Source organism: Leptolyngbya sp. AN10 (genome assembly GCF_050565645.1).
Taxonomy (GTDB): Bacteria; Cyanobacteriota; Cyanobacteriia; order Leptolyngbyales; family Leptolyngbyaceae; genus Leptolyngbya.
The window spans coordinates 1-20,332 of sequence record NZ_JBNXVP010000047.1; the positions used below are offsets into that span (position 1 = coordinate 1).

At 46.2% G+C, this 20,332-nt stretch carries 23 protein-coding genes; 8 read left to right on the forward strand and 15 right to left on the reverse strand.

Features of this window, described 5'->3' with window-relative positions; genetic code table 11:
• The first annotated feature begins 141 nt into the window (after positions 1-141).
• Both ACQ4M5_RS35520 and ACQ4M5_RS35525 read left to right on the forward strand, forming a co-directional pair.
• The gene (locus ACQ4M5_RS35520; protein WP_430680511.1) at positions 142-351 is read left to right on the forward strand and encodes a hypothetical protein; all 210 of its coding nucleotides are present in this window, start codon (positions 142-144) and stop codon (positions 349-351) included.
• On the forward strand, positions 348-689 hold the full coding sequence (locus ACQ4M5_RS35525) for a type II toxin-antitoxin system VapC family toxin (protein WP_430680512.1): 342 nt from the start codon (positions 348-350) through the stop codon (positions 687-689). The genes ACQ4M5_RS35520 and ACQ4M5_RS35525 overlap by 4 nt, the downstream gene beginning before the upstream one ends.
• 249 nt (positions 690-938) lie before the next feature.
• Here ACQ4M5_RS35525 and ACQ4M5_RS35530 read toward each other — a convergent pair whose 3' ends face one another.
• Positions 939-1,142 (reverse strand): hypothetical protein, encoded by a 204-nt coding sequence (locus ACQ4M5_RS35530; protein WP_430680513.1) that lies wholly within the window; start codon positions 1,140-1,142, stop codon positions 939-941.
• 147 nt (positions 1,143-1,289) lie between these two features.
• On the opposite strand from ACQ4M5_RS35530, the gene ACQ4M5_RS35535 reads away from it, so the two are divergent.
• From ACQ4M5_RS35535 to ACQ4M5_RS35555, 5 genes are all read left to right on the forward strand, one after another.
• Positions 1,290-2,177 carry an alpha/beta fold hydrolase gene (locus tag ACQ4M5_RS35535; protein WP_430680514.1) on the forward strand — a complete coding sequence of 296 codons (888 nt, stop codon included), beginning with the start codon at positions 1,290-1,292 and terminating at the stop codon, positions 2,175-2,177.
• A gap of 87 nt (positions 2,178-2,264) precedes the next feature.
• On the forward strand, positions 2,265-2,993 hold the full coding sequence (gene pyrH, locus ACQ4M5_RS35540; RefSeq protein ID WP_430680515.1) for a UMP kinase: 729 nt from the start codon (positions 2,265-2,267) through the stop codon (positions 2,991-2,993).
• Positions 2,980-3,528, forward strand: a complete 549-nt coding sequence (gene frr, locus ACQ4M5_RS35545) for a ribosome recycling factor (RefSeq protein ID WP_430680516.1) — start codon at positions 2,980-2,982, stop codon at positions 3,526-3,528. The genes pyrH and frr overlap by 14 nt, the downstream gene beginning before the upstream one ends.
• Positions 3,529-3,890: 362 nt before the next feature.
• A complete protein-coding gene (locus tag ACQ4M5_RS35550; protein ID WP_430680517.1) occupies positions 3,891-4,664 on the forward strand; it encodes an ankyrin repeat domain-containing protein in 774 nt (257 codons plus the stop codon).
• Between the two features lie 172 nt (positions 4,665-4,836).
• The gene (locus ACQ4M5_RS35555; RefSeq protein ID WP_430680518.1) at positions 4,837-5,313 is read left to right on the forward strand and encodes a nucleoside deaminase; all 477 of its coding nucleotides are present in this window, start codon (positions 4,837-4,839) and stop codon (positions 5,311-5,313) included.
• Here ACQ4M5_RS35555 and ACQ4M5_RS35560 read toward each other — a convergent pair.
• From ACQ4M5_RS35560 to ACQ4M5_RS35620, 13 genes are all read right to left on the reverse strand, one after another.
• Positions 5,310-6,038, reverse strand: a complete 729-nt coding sequence (locus ACQ4M5_RS35560) for a DUF928 domain-containing protein (protein ID WP_430680519.1) — start codon at positions 6,036-6,038, stop codon at positions 5,310-5,312. The genes ACQ4M5_RS35555 and ACQ4M5_RS35560 overlap by 4 nt on opposite strands.
• A gap of 84 nt (positions 6,039-6,122) precedes the next feature.
• On the reverse strand, positions 6,123-8,327 hold the full coding sequence (locus ACQ4M5_RS35565; protein ID WP_430680520.1) for a CHAT domain-containing protein: 2,205 nt from the start codon (positions 8,325-8,327) through the stop codon (positions 6,123-6,125).
• Positions 8,324-10,570, reverse strand: a complete 2,247-nt coding sequence (locus ACQ4M5_RS35570; RefSeq protein WP_430680521.1) for a filamentous hemagglutinin N-terminal domain-containing protein — start codon at positions 10,568-10,570, stop codon at positions 8,324-8,326. Before ACQ4M5_RS35570 ends, ACQ4M5_RS35565 begins: the two co-directional genes overlap by 4 nt.
• Before the next feature lie 195 nt (positions 10,571-10,765).
• Positions 10,766-11,116 (reverse strand): thioredoxin family protein, encoded by a 351-nt coding sequence (locus ACQ4M5_RS35575; RefSeq protein WP_430680522.1) that lies wholly within the window; start codon positions 11,114-11,116, stop codon positions 10,766-10,768.
• 47 nt (positions 11,117-11,163) lie between these two features.
• Complete coding sequence (locus ACQ4M5_RS35580) at positions 11,164-11,877, reverse strand: NnrU family protein (RefSeq protein WP_430680523.1); 714 nt, start codon at positions 11,875-11,877, stop codon at positions 11,164-11,166.
• A 30-nt stretch (positions 11,878-11,907) separates the two neighbouring features.
• Entirely contained in the window at positions 11,908-13,713 is a 1,806-nt protein-coding gene (locus ACQ4M5_RS35585; protein ID WP_430680524.1) for a serine/threonine-protein kinase, read from the reverse strand.
• Between the two features lie 19 nt (positions 13,714-13,732).
• The gene (locus tag ACQ4M5_RS35590; protein ID WP_430680525.1) at positions 13,733-14,389 is read right to left on the reverse strand and encodes a V4R domain-containing protein; all 657 of its coding nucleotides are present in this window, start codon (positions 14,387-14,389) and stop codon (positions 13,733-13,735) included.
• 4 nt (positions 14,390-14,393) lie between these two features.
• Positions 14,394-14,888 carry a hypothetical protein gene (locus tag ACQ4M5_RS35595; RefSeq protein ID WP_430680526.1) on the reverse strand — a complete coding sequence of 165 codons (495 nt, stop codon included), beginning with the start codon at positions 14,886-14,888 and terminating at the stop codon, positions 14,394-14,396.
• 16 nt (positions 14,889-14,904) lie between these two features.
• On the reverse strand, positions 14,905-15,210 hold the full coding sequence (locus ACQ4M5_RS35600; RefSeq protein WP_430680527.1) for a hypothetical protein: 306 nt from the start codon (positions 15,208-15,210) through the stop codon (positions 14,905-14,907).
• Entirely contained in the window at positions 15,207-15,887 is a 681-nt protein-coding gene (locus tag ACQ4M5_RS35605; RefSeq protein WP_430680528.1) for a V4R domain-containing protein, read from the reverse strand. The genes ACQ4M5_RS35600 and ACQ4M5_RS35605 overlap by 4 nt, the downstream gene beginning before the upstream one ends.
• A gap of 298 nt (positions 15,888-16,185) precedes the next feature.
• Positions 16,186-16,659, reverse strand: a complete 474-nt coding sequence (locus ACQ4M5_RS35610; RefSeq protein ID WP_430680529.1) for a phycobilisome protein — start codon at positions 16,657-16,659, stop codon at positions 16,186-16,188.
• A gap of 49 nt (positions 16,660-16,708) precedes the next feature.
• Positions 16,709-17,194, reverse strand: a complete 486-nt coding sequence (locus tag ACQ4M5_RS35615) for a 2Fe-2S iron-sulfur cluster-binding protein (protein WP_430680530.1) — start codon at positions 17,192-17,194, stop codon at positions 16,709-16,711.
• Positions 17,195-17,200: 6 nt separating this feature from the next.
• Complete coding sequence (locus ACQ4M5_RS35620) at positions 17,201-17,905, reverse strand: hypothetical protein (protein ID WP_430680531.1); 705 nt, start codon at positions 17,903-17,905, stop codon at positions 17,201-17,203.
• Positions 17,906-18,108: 203 nt separating this feature from the next.
• Here ACQ4M5_RS35620 and ACQ4M5_RS35625 point away from each other — a divergent pair, with 203 nt between their 5' ends.
• On the forward strand, positions 18,109-19,131 hold the full coding sequence (locus tag ACQ4M5_RS35625) for a LysR family transcriptional regulator (RefSeq protein ID WP_430680532.1): 1,023 nt from the start codon (positions 18,109-18,111) through the stop codon (positions 19,129-19,131).
• A 53-nt stretch (positions 19,132-19,184) separates the two neighbouring features.
• Here ACQ4M5_RS35625 and ACQ4M5_RS35630 read toward each other — a convergent pair whose 3' ends face one another.
• Entirely contained in the window at positions 19,185-19,874 is a 690-nt protein-coding gene (locus tag ACQ4M5_RS35630; protein ID WP_430680533.1) for a Bax inhibitor-1/YccA family protein, read from the reverse strand.
• Between the last annotated feature and the right edge of the window lie 458 nt (positions 19,875-20,332).

The window sequence follows — 20,332 nt, forward strand, 5'->3', positions numbered from 1 at the left end:
CAACTGCATAAGATTGCTTTGGTGTAGGAACTTGAGCATCTCACAATTTGCCCCGCCCAAGCTATTCTTGTCTCACATAAGACTCTCGATAAACTAATCGTTTCAGGACTTTTCTACATCACTAAGGATGAACTTCTCAAAGTGCTAGAGACAGCACCTGATAGCGCCGTAGAGCAAACGCTTCAATACTTGAAATCGATTCTGCCAGATCTTTCGCATGAAGACTCTTCCATTTCACGCAGTCGATCGCGATCGCAGTGGGTCGATCAATTGCGCCAACGTCGAGCTAGGGTTTCGGTCAGTCATGGAGAACAAACGGTGATTGAAATGCGGCAAGAGGAACGATTTTGAGCTATTTGGATACAAGTATTATTGTTCCAGCATATTGTACAGAGCCTCTAAGTAATCGCGTTGACGAAGTTTTGCTACAAGAAGTTGAACTGATAATTAGCAATTTGACTGAAGTGGAATTCTATTCTGCCTTGTCCCGAAAGGTGCGACAACGGCAATTAACGTTAGATGAAGCACAGCAGATCTCGATCGATTTTCAGTCGGATTTAGATGCAGGAATCTACCAGCGATTACAGATTGAAGCGGTTCATTCATTATCAGTGGGCGCGAGACTGGATTTGCCGATTCGATACAGCGTTGAGAACACTGGATGCTTTACATTTAGCGATCGCGCATAAATCTGAAACGAAGATAACAACAGCGGATGTCGGATTAGCTCAGAGTGGGCAGGTTTTGGGGCTGAATGTTGAATTAATTGTGCTCTAGAATGGCACTCCCTTCCTGGCTGAAGCAAACAGCGAAGGTAACTTTGAAATCGAGGTCAAATGCAAATTTCCCAACAAATAACTCGATTCAACTTCGTTCGCAGCCAGAACCGTATCCGCTTCGCTTGTCGTCGCATCCATTCAACCTGTCGTCGTATCCGTTCAACCTGTCACCACGATCGTTAAACCGTTCTTCGTGAAAACCGCAGCATTCACCACGAACATTACGACATTCATCACAAACATTACGACATTCATCACAAACATTACGACATTCATCACAAACATTACGACATTCATCACAAACATTACGACATTCATCACAAACATTACGACATTCATCACAAACATTACGACATTCACCACAAACGTCGCGATTTTCTCAGTAAGACTACTCGCTGTCGCTTCATTGCTGCGGGAAATGCTGAGAAAGAAGCTGATTCAGTCCACGTTGCTAGGTAAGCGCAAACATCGTTTTACAATAATGTAGAAGCCGCATCTCTTGTATTGATAATGTTTGAAAGCTTTCTCCCGTCCGAAGTTGCTCAACTCACTGAAGAAACCTCGATCGCTCTTGCGCGTCAAATTCGTCGATCGCCGATTCCCACTTCAATCAGTCTAGAATCGATCGGAACTGCATACGTGCATCAAGGCACAGGCGGTATTCCAATCCTGCTCATTCACGGCTTCGATAGTTCAGTGTTTGAATTCCGCCGATTGTTACCGAAGCTTGCAGAACATCACGATACTTGGATAGTTGATTTACTCGGATTTGGATTTACCGATCGACCCAAAAACGTCCCTTTCAGCCCAGAAGCAATCAAAACGCATCTCTATGATTTTTGGAAAGAGAAGATTGCTCAACCTGTGATTTTAGTCGGGGCATCAATGGGAGGAGCAGCCGCGATCGATTTCACCCTCTCTCATCCCGATGCAGTCTCAAAGCTCGTTCTACTTGATAGTGCTGGATTTGCAGCGGGACCTGCGATCGGTAAATTTCTCATTCCGCCTTTAGGCTATCTCGCTACCGAGTTTTTAAGAAAACCGAATGTACGGAAAAGCGTCAGTCTCAAAGCTTACTACGATCCAAACTTTGTCACGGAAGACGCGGAGCTTTGTGCTGCTTTACACCTGAAATTGTCTCGCTGGAACGAAGCTTTAATTACATTCACAAAAAGTGGCGGCTACAACTTCTTGAGCGATCGAATTTCTGAAATTACTTGCCCGACATTAATCCTTTGGGGCGATTCGGACAAAATCCTTGGAACGAAAGATGCGAAACGGTTTGAAAGCGCGATCGCAAACAGCAAACTCATCTGGATCAAACAGTGCGGACACGTTCCCCACCTCGAAAAACCCGAACTCACTGCAAACGCTATTCTCGAATTTTCTTACGTCTAAAAAAGTTACGACTCGATCGCCAAACTGGTCACAAAATTCCGATCAACTGCTATCTTTAGTTGGAAACAACTATCGACAAAAAAATACATGGGAGTCACGTATCGGCGGATTCTGCTCAAACTTAGCGGCGAAGCTCTGATGGGAGAGCTATCGTATGGGATTGATCCTGCCGTCGTTCATGGCATTGCTGAAGAAGTGGCAGAATTAGTCAACGAAGGAATTCAAGTCGCGATCGTGGTTGGCGGTGGGAATATTTTCCGGGGAATAAAGGGTGCAGCCGCAGGCATGGAACGCGCCACCGCTGACTATATCGGCATGATTGCCACAGTCATGAACGCCATGACGCTGCAAGATGCCCTAGAGCAAATCGGCATTCAAACCAGAGTCCAAACCGCGATCGCAATGCAAGAAGTGGCGGAACCGTATATCCGCCGTCGCGCAATCCGGCATTTGGAAAAAGGTAGAGTCGTTGTCTTTGGGGCGGGTTCTGGTAATCCGTTCTTCACCACGGATACGACCGCTGCCCTCAGAGCCGCTGAGATCAATGCAGAGGTCTTGTTTAAAGCTACAAAGGTAGATGGGGTATATGATTCTGATCCGAAGAAAAATCCAGATGCCAAACGGTTCAAGAGTTTAACCTACTCGCACGTTTTAACGCAGGATTTGCAGGTGATGGACAGCACAGCGATCGCATTGTGCAAAGATAACAATATCCCCATTATCGTATTTGACTTGTCTGTGCGCGGAAATGTTAAGCGGGCAGTCACAGGAGAATCTATCGGAACCATTGTCGGAGGTTTTTGTGAAGTTTGCTGATGTTGAAGACCACATGAAAAAGGCGATCGATTCGGTTCGTCGGGATTTCAATACAATCCGAACAGGTCGCGCCAATTCGAGCTTGCTCGATAAAATCGTTGTTGAATATTACGGCTCAGACACGCCGCTGAAACAGTTGGCAAACATCTCTACGCCCGATTCGACGACGATTCAAATTCAACCCTACGATCGCAGTGCGATGAACTCGATCGAGAAAGCGATTTCACTCTCAGATATCGGTTTAACACCGAATAATGACGGTCAATCGATTCGGTTGAATATTCCACCGTTAACTAGCGATCGACGCAAGGAATTGGTCAAACTGGCGGCGAAATATGCGGAAGCGGGCAAAGTTTCGATCCGAAATATTCGACGCGATGGTGTTGATGCGGTGAAGAAACAGGAAAAGGATAAGGAGATTTCTGAAGACCAATCTCGTGATACTCAAGAGAAAATTCAGAAGCTGACTGATAAGTATATTGCTGAAGTTGAAAAGGTTTTAGCAGAGAAAGAAAAAGACATTATGACGGTCTAAGAGGATGTTTGAGAAGTAATCGTTGATCGCATTCACCCGCCCGGAAATAAATCTCCGGGCTAATCGGGGGAAGCCCACTAAACTGGGCTAAGAACTCCGTATTACGCTCTTAGTCCGCTTCAGCGGGGTTTCCTCCATTAGCCCGGAGATTCATTTCCGGGCGGACTCGCAACGCAGCAAAGCCGCTTTTTATCCTTCTCAAACATCCTCTAAGGTCCAACTTAGAGAAAGAGAGCGATCGCATTAACGCGATCGCTTTTTTGTTTTACATAAACACACTGTGCCGCCTACAAAACTGGAGGATAGGCAGGAACTCATCAGCATAGTTCAATCTCAATAGACTCAGTACTAAGGTTTAGATTATGTCTAGAACAAGCAGATGGGTTTATGCACTTCGATTTCTTGTCATTCCAATTTGGGGCTTTTCTGCTTTTGCGTTTTGGGGCTTGAACTGCATTCTGATTCTGGCATGGCTATCTCTGCTCCCGGAAGCCGTTGCGAGTCTTGCACTGATTCTTGCCAGTCGAACTGGAATAATCGTTTTGATTTGCGCCGCGATCGGGGGGAGTAGCTTATTGCTTTGGCGATCGCTCCCAGCAAAGCAAGCAGCAGGAATTGCTGTTTTAGTTCCAATTCTACTTTGGGTTTGCGGTCTATTCTTCGGTAGAGTTGATTATCAAGGAACTGATCCTTATGTGTTTGCTCCAGCCCAGCGTGGAGAGGTGCAAAACACACGCGAACAACTGGTGATTAAAACAGCGCAGTATGGATTACTCAATGAACTCCAGGCTTTAATTCAAGTAGGTACATCGGTAAATGTTCGCAATCCTAAAGGACAGTCCGCTTTGTACTGGGCGAGAGAACCAAAACAGGTGAACATACTTTTGCAAGCAGGTGCAAAACCTGACGGAGCGAGCTTAGTAGAGGCAGCGTTTTGGGGAAGACTGGACACGATGAAACTGCTGATTGCTGCCACTCCTGATGATGGCAAAGCACTGATCGCAGAAGTGGGAGATCAAGCTTTGGATGCGACAACAGGTGTGATTACGAGCGGAGAACAGGATCGCACTCAAATTATTAAACTGTTAGTCGATCGAGGAGCAAAGCGCAATTCGGATCGCAGCGATCGACCCTGAGACTCTTTGCGACGATGCTTCAGGTTCCTTGACGCGATCGACCGAGGGAATTGTTTTCAATTTGTCGATCGTGTCGCAAATTCCAATTTTCTCCAAGTGGCGGAGGAGAGATGGCAGCCCTCGGAAACTGTAGGAAGATACTTCAGGGATGATGTATCGCGAAGATCACACTATGCTAACCAACATTGAATTACAGCATTTGCGTCGCTGTGTAGAACTGGCAACCGAAGCACTAGAAGCAGGCGACGAACCGTTTGGTTCCGTTCTGGTTGCCGCTGATGGAACCGTTCTGTTTGAGGATCGCAATCGCGTTGGTTCAGGAGACCAGACCCGCCATCCTGAATTTGCGATCGCACGTTGGGCGGCAGAAAATCTGTCTCCTGAAGCACGTGCAGCAGCAACGGTTTTTACGTCTGGTGAACATTGTCCGATGTGTGCGGCGGCTCACGGGTGGGTCGGTCTAGGTCGAATTGTGTATGTTGCCTCGTCTGCACAGTTGACAACTTGGCTGACTGAATTAGGAGTCCCTGCACTTCCGGTACGATCGCTACCCATTCAAGAGATCGTTCCTCAATTGGTAGTAGAGGGTCCAGTTCCCGAACTTTCCGAGCAGGTTCGAGAACTGCATCGCCGCTGTCACCGTCCTTAATCCTTATAACTTGTATTGGCTTGAGAGATTAACCCTTTCAAATTCCCAGTCCTCACCAATTCCGCCCAAACTTGAGTGAGTTGCGGATCGTTCGGGTTAGCTTGCTGCGATCGCAAATAAGTATCAACCGCTTCGTACCAAAATCCAGCCTTCGCAATCAATCGAATCTGCTCAATGACAGTCGCTCGATTCAATTGCTGTTGAAGAACGGGATTAATCGCTTGCTGTTGAATCCAGCCCCCCGTAATCCAATCGCTAGTTCGATCATTCGGATTGCAAACGAGCGCGGCTGTCCAGTAATACGGCTGATTTTGGTTCAATGCAGGCGCAGAAGAAGGGATCGCGATCGCGACATAGCCAGTTCGATTGTTGATATCGATCGTCGTTTGATAAATGCCTTTCCGATTCTGGTCAAACAAGCTGAATTCAAGAGTCTTCGCTTGCGTAGGTGAGAGATATACCCAAACCGTCGGTCGATCGTGCATCGTGAGTCCGACCGACTGGCGAGATGCGATCGCGGTCAATGGCATTGATTTTGAGGATTGGACACAAGCACGATCGCTTGGACGACTTCCACCGCTGGTGGTTGTTTGAGGGGCAGGCAGTCCAGCGGGTGGCTCGATCGATTGGGCTAGAGTTACTTTAGAAAAGCTAATTGTGCTTAAAGTAACAATCAATGAACCTGCGAGTAACGATGCTGAATTGAGAGACTTCGGAGCTTTCATAATGATGGGAAGAAATTGTCTTGAGCGTACTTAGTGTATTTTGTTTCTCAGATAAAAGAGATGAAGCTTTGATGAAACTTCAGCTTATTGCCAGTTGCCAACCAGAACAAAAGATGCCCAGTAAAATGGGTGATCATATTTCTTTTGGTTCAGTAAATTAAGTTGAGCTTGTCGAAGTGCTTGCGATCGCGAAACTTTTCCAGATGTAAACTGAGCATAGAATTCTTTAACGAGCATTGCCGTTGATAAATCGTTGACTCTCCAAAGCGTTGCTAAAGTACTTCGAGCACCCGATCGCACTGCAACTCCCGCCATTCCTAGCGCTGCTCGTTTGTCTCCTTTTGCTGTTTCACAAGCACTAAGAACTAAAAGCTCGATCGGATTTTCTGAGTTCCGCTGAGTTAACATCGCCTGCAAATCATTCAAATTCAGCTTGCCGTCCCAAGCTTGAATAAACGTGTCTTGCGCGGTCGAACCAAATTGACCATGTGTTGCAAGGTGAACGATTTGAGCAGAATTTGATCGAAGCTTTGCCGAGAGCGATCGTACTGTAAAGCTCTGATTGATCAAGATAGTTGCAGCAAGCCTCTGACTGATTTGCTCAATTTCCTGCTGAACTCCAGGTAAAGGATCAATTCCTTGAGTCGCTTCGCTTAATCCTGCAATGATCGCGCGAGGTTGTTTTGACGCGATCGCACCTGAGCGGAACAATCGTAAGCTGGGTGTTACCGCGATCGCATACTGTTCAATCAGATAGTTCTGTCCATTGTGCAAAGCCGCGATCGGGATTCGTCGTAACTCTCCATCCATCACAAAGACTAAGGTTTTGATCGACTGTTGCTGAAGTGATGCGATCGCGGGTTGAACTAACCATTGATATAACTGTTGTGCAACCGCAAATCGCTCTTGGGGAAATGAAGTGACTCGCATCGATTGAACCATTTGATTGATCACTGTTTCCACTTGAGCTTGAGGAACTACAGTGGTGTAACGCTGAAGCGGTTGATTGTGGAGTGAGACAATGATTTCTAATCGATCGGGCAAAATAATCGGATAGATGACCGCAGCTTTTTGATCCATCTCATCTACGGCTCTTGGAACCGTATCTAGACAAGCTTCTCTGAAGAAATTGTTCAATTCTGCAAGCTGTAGAGCTTCGATCGTTTGACGAGCTTGTTTGAGAGTGTCCTGAGAAACTGTTCCACGCAGCAGCAGATCAACGAATTCTCGGTAAACAGGTTCCACTTGTTCGCGAAATGAGAATTGAATATCTTGGTCGATCGCAATCAAATCTTGGCGCAGCGATTGTAGAGTGGTGATTGCTTGTATGTAAGACTGAGACGCGGCTTGTAGTTCCTTTTTTGCGACGAGAATCCGCCCTAACTGCCATTCCCATTGATAAGAAAGCTCTGGTATTTGAACGCTTTTTGCAATGTTAAGTGCTTTTTGTGTGAGTTGCTGTGCCTCTTGCCATTGTTGTGTGTGTTCATACAAGTGACCCAATTCCCCGATCGCAAATGATGCTGCTCGATCGTTGTTCATTTGCTGTGCTTCTTGAGACGATCGAGCTAACAACTGAGCCGCTTTCTTAGGTTCACTGTTCTTGATTAATCGAGCAAACTCAATCTTTTCATACGTAGTAGCATCTTTAAGCTGAATAGAATTGATCAAGGTACTTGCATTCTGTTGTGTTTTTAACAAGAGCTTAACGAGTTGGATCTGTGCTGTTACTTTTAGAGATCCAGGAATTTGAATCGCTTCTTGATAGGCGGATTGTGCCGATTTGTATTGCTTCTGAACTGTGAACGTATTGCCTAAATGAAAGACTGCGGCTTGTAAATCTGGCAGAGATCGAAGCCGTTTTGCAATGTCATAGCTTTCTTGTAATGACTGTTGCGATCGCTCTAAATTCCCCAACAATCGAAACCCGTTACCCAAAGTCAGTAAAGTATTTGCTTTGAGTGCTGAATCGGACTGCGATCGCAAAGATTGTTCGATTGCAATCAGCAGTTCTTGACTACGACGATACAATCCGAGTGCCTGTAACGCTTTTGCTTGATTTAATCGAGTTCCAAAAACACCGATCGTATCTCCAGACTGTTGATAAAGTGCTTCTGACTGTTGCCAAAGTTGCAAAGCGCGATCGGGTTTCCCTTGTTCAAGCTGTTGTTTCCCTTGATTGTTCAAATTCTGAGCTTGTTCGAGCGCTGGTACTGCGATCGCAATCTGATGAATCATCAAAACGAAACAGCAACTCAAAACAACACAGATTAAATAAGGTCTTTTCATTGTTTATGCTCACACACGACTGGACTGATCATTTGAGCATTTGAACCCTCATGCACAAGCTCAATCTGACCTGCTGAGTTTCTAATCCAACCTGTCGCTTCAACAATCTGAGTATCTTTCTCTACAACCGCAGAACTTTGAGAACTTCGACTATCAATCCAAACCGGAGTCGATCGATTACTTTCAGCTAAATCTGGAGCAATTCCACCCCGTCCAGTTCTCGTAAAACTATTAATTCTCGATCGAGCCGAACAAGTTTGATCAATTTGAGTCGAACTATCGGTTACTTCTGTTGGCAGCTTCACCGCTTCAGAACCTGGATCAGACTGAAGAACAGTCAGTTTCACTTCTCCACTCATCCCAAACCTGGAACTCGCACTAATATCGCTTTCAGTCGTTTGTACGGATCGATTTTTAATGCCAAACATCGATCGAGCCGTAATCTGAATGTTGCCGCCTCGACCCTCAGAGGCATTCGCAATAATATCGCTGTTCTCATTCGATTTTGCAACAATCAATCCCGCATTAATATTGACATTGCCGCCATCAGCGTTGTTATAGGATCGAGCCGCGATCGTACTTCCATTTCGCAATAGCAACACGTTAGGAACATTCAGCGTAATCGTTCCACCTGTGGCATATCCTGTTCCTGCAACAATCTTGCTTTGATCTAATCGAAGGTTCGGTGTATCAATATCTAGATCGGCTCCTCTTCCAATCAACACACTGGCAAACAGATAGCTATCTTTCACTAAGATGTTTTCAGTTGCGTTCAGTCGAATCGTTCCACTATCTCCAATTCTCCAGTTATTGGAAGAAATCAATGCTTGATCGACGATCGCAATGTTCGGTGCGTTTAGCTGAATTGCTCCGGTTCGCCCTGTTGCTGATCCTGCTAACACACCTGTCTGTTTAGTTGTAGAAGCAATCACATCGCTGATAGGAAACAAAATCCGACCTTGATCTCTAACTAAACCGTCATAAAAGGTCAAGTTCTGACTCACAAGCAAAGTCGAGAGCAATTCTGTCCAAATCGGATCAACGATTCCAGTGCCTTGAATCAAAATGCGATCGCGTGCCGTTACATTAATTCCGCCTCCAGTTCCCGCACCGTCCGTATAAACATCAATCTTGGCTCGATCGAATAACGAAACCGTTTGCGCCGTAATCCGAATATCGCCACCTTGCCCAATTCCTTCTGAAGTTACAGCACTCCCAATTCTGGTTTGCTGACTGCCCGCACCTAGTAGCTGAACATCATTCCTCGTCGCGATATCGATCGAGCCACTCTGACCCGTTCCATTCAAAACCGTAAAAATCTGACTCCCGCCCGACATTTGCAGCGAATCACCACGAATCGTGATGTTTCCGCCAATTCCTTGTCCGTCGATCGTACTGGTAATGCCGCTTGGAGTTCCACTTGGAGATTGACCGAGAATTGTCAGCGTATCTTGAATATTGAGATTGATGTTCCCTGATCGACCTTGTGAATTCGCTGGAATGCTTGTATTAATCGTTGCACCGTTCAGAAGTGTGAATGATCGAGCATTAACATCAATATCGCCAACCGTTGAATCAATTCGACTGTCGCTCAAGGTGGCATCTTGAACATCCAAACCAATTCCATTCGGGGCTGAAATTCTTGCTCGATCGAGCGTCAGGGTATTCGTCGTAATTCCAATCCGATTTCCAGCGGTGAACTGTCCTGAACCTGAAACCGTTCCAGCCACGATCGACAAATCCCCGCCGACGTTCAAGTTCCCCAGATTCACGATCGGCGCACTGATCGTCAACAAAGGCGGCTTAGATTGATTCACGCTATCGGTAAATCGCCACCCTGGATCAGTAGATGCAAAAAATGAACCCGCGATCGCCAATGAAGCATTCTGTCCAAAGACGATTCCATTCGGATTGATGAAAAATAAATTCGCGTTGCCATTTACCGCGATCGTGCCATCGATTCGAGAGGCTTCCGTACCTGTTACCCGCGTGATAATGTTCGCGATCGAGCTATCAGGCGCAAAAATTGCCTTCTGTCCTGAACCTAGCGAAAAGCGATCGAAACTATGAAACAAATTACGACTTTCCGCGCTACCTCCGGTAATTAAAAGTTGAGTATTATTTGGTGAAGACGTAACTTTAGAATCAGATGTGCTATCAGGCACAATTTGAGCAACCGTAACTGGGGGCGCAAATATAGAAAAAAGCGCGTGAATCAAGACAGCTAAAGTATTGATACGCATTTGGAGACACACGATAAACGGCGGAGTAGCGTGTCGATTAAAACATGTTTTTCTACCCGAAATGAATCTACACCCAGTGTAATCCCGTATCCGGACAGTCCTACTCACGATCGCCAAATGAACACATACTGAAATCACCAATAAAAAAGCGATCGAATTTAGTTCGACCGCTCTCAAATTATTTTTTAGTCGTGACTATAGACTCTTCACTTTCACGCTTACAGGCGCGACCAAAATTTCTTGAAGAATCGATCGTAACTCCTCACGCCGTTGATAGCTATCCAAGCGATGCAACACTTGACCACCTTCAAACAGCAGCACCGTCGGCAAGGTTGTAATCCGATACCGACTAGCCAGCTTTAAATTGTCATCTGCGTTAATGCCGACAAGCTTTAATCGCCCTCCATACTCCTTCAAAAGTAAATTCAGCGATGGCTCGATCAGCCGACAGATGCTACACCAAGGTGCCCAAAAATGCACAAGAACCGGGGTCGCTGACTCAAGAACCTCTTGCTGAAACGCCCCTTCACTAATTCCTGCTTGCATAGTTCTCCAAAGATATTATTTGTTTTTTACTAAGACTTGGGATCATGCTACCAGGGTACGTTCCCAGATGCACGAATTACAAGAGGGTGAAGCCACCAAAACAACAGCGTAAATGCCGCCACGCCAAGGTATGCAGGACGTAAAAATTCTTTGAGTTCCAGCGTCTGTTTGCCTTGGGCGATCGCTCCAAACGGAAGGATCGAGGTTCTAGCTTTCACGGCTTCAAACGCCTCGCCAAATCTTAGGGTCAATCGTCGATCGCCGTTCCACACCCCAAATAAGTGATGCAAAATCAGCGCGATCGAGGTGACGATCATAAAACTTGTCCCAATCCATACTGTATGAGCAATGCACCAAATAATCTGTCCGACCATTTGCGGATGTCTGGTAATCCGAATAATTCCAGTTTCGTACAAATGCACTTGCGGTTTTTGCACCGCTGCGATCTCTAACAGGTTAAAAGTCGCTGGATAGAGAAACAGAAACGAAATTGCCGACAGTATCCAAACCGATTCGGACACGCCCGGAATTCCTTGAACGTTCCAAAGCTGTAATCCGTCGTACCGATGATTGAAAAAATAAATCAGCATCGGAACCGCAATTCCCAAACTGACAAGCGCAAAAATCACCCGATACAGTCTTGCACCGATTCGTTTTTCTGCCGCCATTCGCAACGATGCCAAACCACTATGCGCGATCGCAAACCCCACAAGCCACCCAAACATAATGAAATGGCTAGGAGTTAACCAGTCAAAACCCATATCTTACTAACTCTGAAGACTAGATCTAGATTACAAGTTTGCGGTACGAATCGACTCAAGGTTCAGCGTATAGAGTTTGCTTTGTGCTTGATGCCAGGTCGCGATCGCTAATCCATTTTCTCCATAAGCCGCGATCGCGCACGTATGAATCGGAATGCTCGATCGTCCAATCTGTTCCCCTTCGTAATTGAGAGCGATCAATTGATTCTCACTGCAAACCACCACGCCCCAAGAGAAAGCAGCGACAAACTTGGGAGAAATCGCGATCGCGATCCGAATCAATCGATAAGGCTTGAGGTGAATCAAGACGATCGAGCGATCCTGTTCGTGCTCGATGCCAACGAAACAATAAGGCTGCGAGGTTGAGAAAATTTGCTTGAGTTGAATGGGTAAATTGAGTGTGCCAAACTTCCGTCCGCGACGGTTGAATAGATCGAGCCGAGTGGATTGCTCGTCTCCTGAAATCAGCGCAATGTGCCGAGCGCTCAACGCCACGATCGCAATTAATTCACCCAAACCAGATTCGCAAATTGTTGGACGCTGTAATAATTTCGCTTGTGGAAGCGTCCAAACGCTCAAGAGTTTTGCAGTATTACAACTTCCAAGAGTTGCTACTGCCATCCACCGTCTATCTGGCGCGATCGCAATTCGAGAGTTTTGATGCAATCGAGTTAATAACTGCGGAGCTTGTTCTGAAAGTTTGTAAATCGATCGCTCTGTCACCGCGAAACAAGTTTGCGATCGCACAATTAATTCTCGAATCGGTTCCGCGATCGTCATAACGGATAAAGCTTTTCCATCACGCCGATCGAAAAATCCCATCGGATACGATCGCGCCATGAGTGTCTGATCTTCACCGAGAAAAATCGTCATCGATCGACGCAGATAGCGATCGTATTCAGGCAGCGGAGTATCTTCGACAATTCCAATGAGTTCGATCGGATAGTTCGATCGTTCTTCTCGCAGTACGATTGCGGAATGAACTTTAGGCACGATCGCAGTCGCTAACTCGTTTCTGTAGAATTCCGATCGACCTTCAACCGCTGCTAAAAGTGCTTCTCGCATCTGAGCCGCTGACTGAAATCGCCGCGCCTTCAATTTCTCAAGCGCCGTAAAAATCACGCCTTGAATTGGAGCGGGAATATGGGCTGGAATTTTTACTCGATCGTTGAGGTGCGCTGCCATTAATTCCGCTGGCAATCCCGAAAACGGACGATATCCCACAAGCAACTCAAATAATAAAATCCCGATCGCATATAAATCAGTCGAATGCGAGTACTGTCCATAAAACCGCTCCGGAGCCATATACGCAGGCGATCCAGTCAAATTCGCAGGTTCAGGTGAAATGTCTTGACTCAGCCGCGAAATGCCAAAATCCGAAATTCTTGCAATCCAGCCCTCCGGACTCAGACTCAGCAAAATGTTCTCCGGCTTAATGTCGCAGTGAACCACTCCTTGGCTGTGTGCGTGTTCCAATCCCGCCAGCACATCACAGATTAATTTCACACTCAAGGCAGGATGTAACCGCTGATGATTTTCCATCAACTGTCTGAGCGTTCCGCTCTCACAATAATCCATCACGAGATAGCGCTTTCCCTGGAAATGCTCGATCGCTTGACACATCACAATATTGGGATGCTGAAGCGTCACGAGAAAGCGCAATTCTCTCAGAAATTGATGCGTTGGGAGAGCCGCCCGATCGAGCGCTTTGAGCGCGACAAATTCACCTGTCTGGCGATCGAGCGCACAATAAACCCGCCCAAATTGCCCCCGACCCACTAATCCCAAAATTCGATAATTCGATCGTTTCGTTTCAGAACCTAACAGGGTAGACACATCCGCCATTCACCTCGAACTAAACAAACAGACGAGGCAAAATCGATTCGTGGTCAAGCTGTTTTTCGACCAAAATCTCAGCAGGGTCTAACCGCTTCTGCAAGCCAATCACAAATAAATTGCTTTCGGCTCCCATCGATTCACAGCGCGTTTGCACACAATGTAACTCTCGTCCTGCAAGTTGGCTAAACACCGAAGTAAAAATTCCCGCTTCGAGATAGCAAGACGGCAATGTTGCATCTTCCACCAATCGAGCAAACGGCGAATTCTGAGTTTCAACGATTAAAAAACCTCGATCGTGATAACTCTGATCCAAGCTCACCGTTCCCAATCCATACGTAATCCAACACTGTTTCAGAGCTTGCAAAAAGTCCGCCATCTGCATCTCAACCAGCGGCGTTCCATAATAATCGCTCACTTCATCCCGGAACCGATTAAAGAAGTTTTTGCCCCACCAGCGACCGCAGTTAAACAAGACCAAACGAGAAGCCTGACCCGTTTCTTTGTTCAGTCCAGCATAAATCGCTTGAATCAGCGTCTCAGGCAGAGAAATTAATCGATCGCCCCGACGACTTTCGAGTAAACCCATTTCTAAATCTCCCCGCACATACACATCGCTGGCGTAATAGTTTGCGGGAAGTCGATCGTGAATCAGTAAATCACTAACAGAAATCATAGTCCTAGAAAATCCCTGCGACGGTGAGCATTTCTTCTTCTTGTGCTGGCATCACGGTTTCAACCTGAGCGAGAAACGGTTCTAAGAGTGCCATTTGTTGAGCATTGAGAGACAGTAAAAGCTGCTGTTTCACCAATCCGAAGAAGGCAGCATCCGCACCGTGAGCTTGATGAAGCTCGATCGAGTCTTTTAACCAACCTAAAAGCCGCTTCTGCACAAAGTTCGGATCGTTCAACAACATCGCCATTCCACAATGCCGGAGTGTTAACATTCCGTTTTTAATGGCGCGTTCTAATACAGCGGTTTCGACTCCAGGCATTTCTAGCTGAAGTTGGTCAGCGGCTGGCTGGATGAGTTCGAGTTCTCGATCGCGCAGTACCCGATAAGCACTCATGCGGTCTGCGATCGAGGCAACATACTGCCCGATGCTTTGGAGTTCTTCGGGTTTGAGGTAGCGGTTTTCGGCTTCGTCAAAAATGCCGTCGATGGGAGATTGCATAAGCGTTTTAGGGGAATCAGAACAAATCAGAAAAATCGGTCAAAGTAAAGCCGTCAGAAGGTTCTAGCGTGGGTTCTTCTTCAATCACAGAAGGAACTGGGGCGATCGCACTTCCATCCCAGTTAACCGCAGCGAAAAATTGCCGAACTCGCAGATCGAAAGAGAGTTCAGTCACGGATTCGATCGTGACTGCTTGTTCAAGACGTTGAATTTCTGGAGTCGTGGCAACGGGCTTATTTTCCCAATTGCAGGTTGTAAAAAAAGATTGAACTGAAGAATGGAGCCAAATCTGAGTATCGTTGGGGGCGAGCGTCGGAATCATTTGAGTTCTCCTGCTCTGAGCCGTTTTTCAATGTCTCTTGCCGTTGCACCTTCATTCAGCCAAAACGATGCCGCATCAATCCGCTCTTGTCCACCAAGGAGAAATTTACAGTAGGTTTCGCCCATCGAATAGCACTGGATTTCAATGCAACTAAGCTGTTTTTTCACAAGTTCCGTAAAGAAGCCCGCGAACAGTCCAGCGTACAAGAAACAAACAGGTTTACCCACATCGCCAAGCGTTCGAGCCACTGCGGAATCAAACACATTAATGAACATGAAACCTTGTTTACGATCGCCCAAGTCAACTTCCCATCGTCCCCAACCTTGAGCCGTAAACGACCACCACCAAGTTTCCAATAGAAACATTAGATTGGTTTGGCGCATCGGTCGATCGTATTCTTTCTCGAACCATTTCTCAAAGAAGAAGGCATCTTTCTGACCCCATTCACACCCGATCGTATACATCGTGGCAGCAGAGGCATCTCCAACCTCTTCTTCGAGTCCTTCCACTAATCCAATAATGAAATCTTCGGAGGTCAGGATGTTTTGGCTATTGTTCCAATCTACGATCGTGCCTTTATCTGGATCGAATTGGTAGAAGTCTCGGAAGCCATAGTGATTGTGCTTCTTTGGGTTCTTCAGTTTCGCGGAGGTTTGGTGAGACAGTATAAGCGACATAGATTGTACCGGGGGAGTCGATCGAGTAAAACAAAGTGAAGCGACAACGGTTGCGCTGATTAATTTCAGTGTTCCCAGTTTAGAAATTCGGATTTAGAGCCTGTTTGAAAAGTATCGTTGCTTGCATTGTCCGCCCCGGATTAGAAATCCAGGTCTATCGGTGCAAAGTCGGTTGAAACCGACTGAAGAATTTGAGATTGCTGCATTTCAGTCCCCTTTAGTGGACTTCTCTCAGCTAGACCGTGATTTTCAATCACGGGCGGGTGCAGCGACAACCAAGCACTTCCCAAATACCGTCTTAAACCGTTCCAAGCATTCGACGGTTTACTTCCAAAATAGGCAAGATTAAACTTGCTTCACTGGGAGTTAGCACTTGTTTAATCACGTCTTGCATTACCGTGTAGGTAACTCCGCAGCTTTTCTGAGCATTAAACGCTCTCATAATCGTTTGGAACCAGAAGAGAAATCGCTCTCTTAGCGATTCTGGATCATCAATCAACATTGCCGCCGCAGAATACCGCAGAACCCGCAATGTATCGCGTTTCCACTTATTCGTTAAATCCTCATTACCTTGACGGAACAAGGTTGGATCGATCGCTCTCATTTTGGCTTGTACCTGCTGGACAATGACCATCTCAGAGGCTTGTAATTTCTGATAGGTTTGGACGCGCAACTCATACGATCGAGCATAATCCGCTAAAAAACGAAGCTCTTCATCGGTGGCATAGCGTCCTTCGGTGTCTTGACTTAACCGCTGGATCTGGCTCAACATATTGCTTTTGGAATGAATTTAATTGCAGCGTTCCCGGATTTGAGAAGATCTAAACGCCCGAAGAATTCGAGAAATAATTTGACATATTGAAGCTCGTTGTATCCTCGATTTTTTTCAGCATCGATCGAGTAATTAATTTCCCAGATTCGACCAGTACTTGCCCGGTTAAAGGGTGCAGCAAATCCTGTTCCGCTCTCCGTCCGATTAACGCTTCGATATCCTTGATCGAATTGATGTACATCCCTGGCGGCAGTTCAACCACGACTCCGCTCCCGACCACTCTCGCTTGACACGCGAGACGGGAATTCGATTTGCAGGAAGTAATCACTTCCAAAGTTCGCTGCTCTCGACGGTTAATCGGAGTGAGAGAATCCATTCCATCTTTGACGTAAACGTGACAGGTCGCACACATTCCCCGACCGCCACATTCTTTTAGAACATCTAAGTCTTTATTGATCAGAACGGAGAGGAGATTCCCCATTGTTTCGATCGAGCTATCTTGAGCGATCGGTTCGAGGCGGACTGTTTTCACCATGACGGGTTAGGGCAATAAAAGGGCTTTTTGGGTGTCGGTGAGTGCGTTTTGCTCGACAAGTGCAGCATAGTCGCGCACCGCTTGAGAACAACGGCGGATAAATTGAGCGACCCAATGCCGAAACCATTCTTGCTCTTGGACGCTTACCGATTGTTCTAACTCTGAGGGTTCCCCAATTAGCGTAATTTGTCCCGATCGATTGACCTGAAATTGCTCCATCCATTCGATCGCAGGACGGCTCGACTTTAGATAGTTTGTAATTACCGCAATGCCCAGATATCTTGTTGTGAATTGGCTCAATTGATTAAAGGCTTCGATTAAATCTTTGAGCGTCGGCAAAGGTACGGTCGGTAACGTTTGAAATTGCTCGATCGCAGTTTTTGGATCTTGCTCAATCCACGATCGTAAGTTTTGAAATGCACCTGTAAATTTCTCATCTAGTTGAGACTCATCTTTAATCACTAGAATGATGAAATTTCTCGACAATCGATGCAGCGCAATCTGATTTTTAGCAAAGCGAAATTCAAGCGTCTCATACTCCGGTGGAATCGTTTCGACAACTTGTAGAATGCCCTGAGAGAGCAATTCTGGCTGCCCCTGAGAAAACGCAGGATCATGACTATAAAAAACTGGCTGAGACTGTCCACTCAGTAGGGCGATTCCCACAATTCCTGGTAAATTCAGAAAGTCTCGAATAACTTCCTGGCTCATAGGCTGATACGCTCATCGTTCTGTACAATACTTGCCACGTTTATTATTCACGGAGATGTGTTTTGGTGCGGTGACGCAACCGTTCTTTAGATTTGATTAACAATTGTTCACAGAATCTAACTGGTAACTCGGTTTAGAGTGGACGCATTCCATACTTCCCGGTGTTTTTCCTCCAAGCTCCTCACACTTCTAGGCTTATCCGTATGTCTGACCTTCCTTTCACTCTAGATCAGTTACGCATTTTGAAAGCGATCGCGTCTGAGGGTAGCTTTAAACGGGCTGCTGATAGCTTGTATGTGTCTCAGCCAGCGGTAAGTCTGCAAGTCCAAAATCTAGAACGACAATTGGATGTGCCGTTGTTCGATCGAGGTGGGCGACGAGCGCAATTAACTGAGGCGGGTCATTTACTTTTATCTTATGGTGAGAAGATTCTCACGCTGTGTCAGGAAACCTGCCGAGCGATCGAAGATTTGCAAAATCTTCAAGGTGGAACCCTGATCATTGGAGCCAGTCAGACAACAGGAACCTATTTGTTACCTCGTATGATTGGCATGTTTCGGCAGCAGTATCCGGATGTAGCAGTCCAGTTGCACGTTCATTCGACACGTAGAACGTCTTGGAGTGTGTCAAACGGTCAGATTGATTTGGCGATTATCGGGGGTGAGATTTCCCCAGAGCTTCAGGACTCCCTCGAAATTATTCCCTATGCTGAGGATGAACTCGCATTAATTCTTCCGCCATCTCACGCGCTCTCCCGACTAGAAACGATTCAGAAGGATGATTTGTATCGCTTGCAGTTCATTGCACTCGATTCTCAATCCACGATTCGGAAAGTCATTGATCAAGTTTTGGGACGTTGCGGGATTGAAACTCGTCGGCTCAAGATTGAGATGGAACTGAACTCGATCGAGGCAATCAAAAACGCGGTTCAGTCCGGTTTGGGTGCTTCCTTTGTCTCGGTTTCTGCGATCGAGAAAGAATTACAGATGGGAATGTTGCATCGCGCCCGAATTGATGATGTGGTCGTAAAGCGCAATCTATCCGTCATTATTAATCCGACTCGTTATCGATCGAAGGCGGCTGATGCCTTCTGTCGCGAGATTCTGCCGAAGTTCACGAATTTACCCCTGAAGTTTGAGCGTCCAACTCCTGCATATCCCGAACCTCAGAGCCTCAAAGCAATGTTGCAAGCGGCAAGTAATCGAGCGCTGACAGAATTGGAATAAAAAAATTCCCAAATGTACGAGACACTTGGGAACTCAGAGGGGAATTGAATCGATTAGCGACGGGAAGATAGCGCCATCACGATTCGCAGCACGTACCAGAAGAGCAACGCCACAGATGCGAATAGCTCTAAGGAAGCTGCGACGTGTTGATGCGTCGCATAGTGGTGCATAATCTTTGACGTGTCATACAGAATCGCAGCAGAGGCGAAAAGTACCATCACGACCGAGAAGATCAATCCGAGCGTAAAGCCGAAGATTGCGCTACAGATGATTAAACCCAGTGCGATAAAGCCGCCGATCGTTAAAATGCCGCCCAGGAACGAAAAATCTTTTTTCGTGGTAAATGCAACCGTTGTGAGTCCAGCAAACAAGAGCAGAGTCAGGATTGCAGCCGTCGGAATCACTGTTGGATCAGAAAACGTAGCTGCAATGTAGAGAATCGGTGCAAAAATTAGCGCTTCTGCGACCATGTAGAGTCCTAAACCCACGTATTGAGTTTGGACAGAATCGGCTTTGGCAGCCAGCGATCGAGATAACCAGCCCAGCAGCGCAAACCCACCCAGAATTGCCAGCCAGGTGAACCGACTAGACGCAACGAAGCTAGTAATCGCTTCAGCAATCCCTGTATAAAACAGCAGAAATTCAAAACCAATGAATGCGCCAACGGCTCCAGCCAAATGCAGATAAGTCTTTTGAATGAACTGAGCGCGTTCTGTCGGTCGAGATTGAGCAACCGTGAGCATAAATCTTTCCTAAATGAAACTCAATGAATCAATATCTCTTTCAGCGTAGCGAACTGATGCAGGAATTCGGATGAGTACAAATGCCATTTCTGTCAAATTGGGGACGAAGGATTGATGAATCTGGATACGCTTAAAACATAGAGCGATCGACATTTTTCTTTAACAATTGTCATCTCAATGTCACTGCATTTTCATATTCAAAAATTAGAGTAGAATTCTGTTGATCTAACTGACACAAATTCTGCTAAAAACTATCACAATCTCTTGTCTCTCAAAATCCTGAAAGCATTATGGAAAGCTACTTTCAAGGCTTCGGAACTTTCGGAAAACTGCATGGTCAGAGATCCTCACTCTCTCGATTAAAAATGGTACGGTTATCCCTCCGCAGAACCTCTATTCACAGATTCGCAGACCCGTCATCATAGAAGAGTGATTAAGAAGACTTTTTGTGCTGTTTT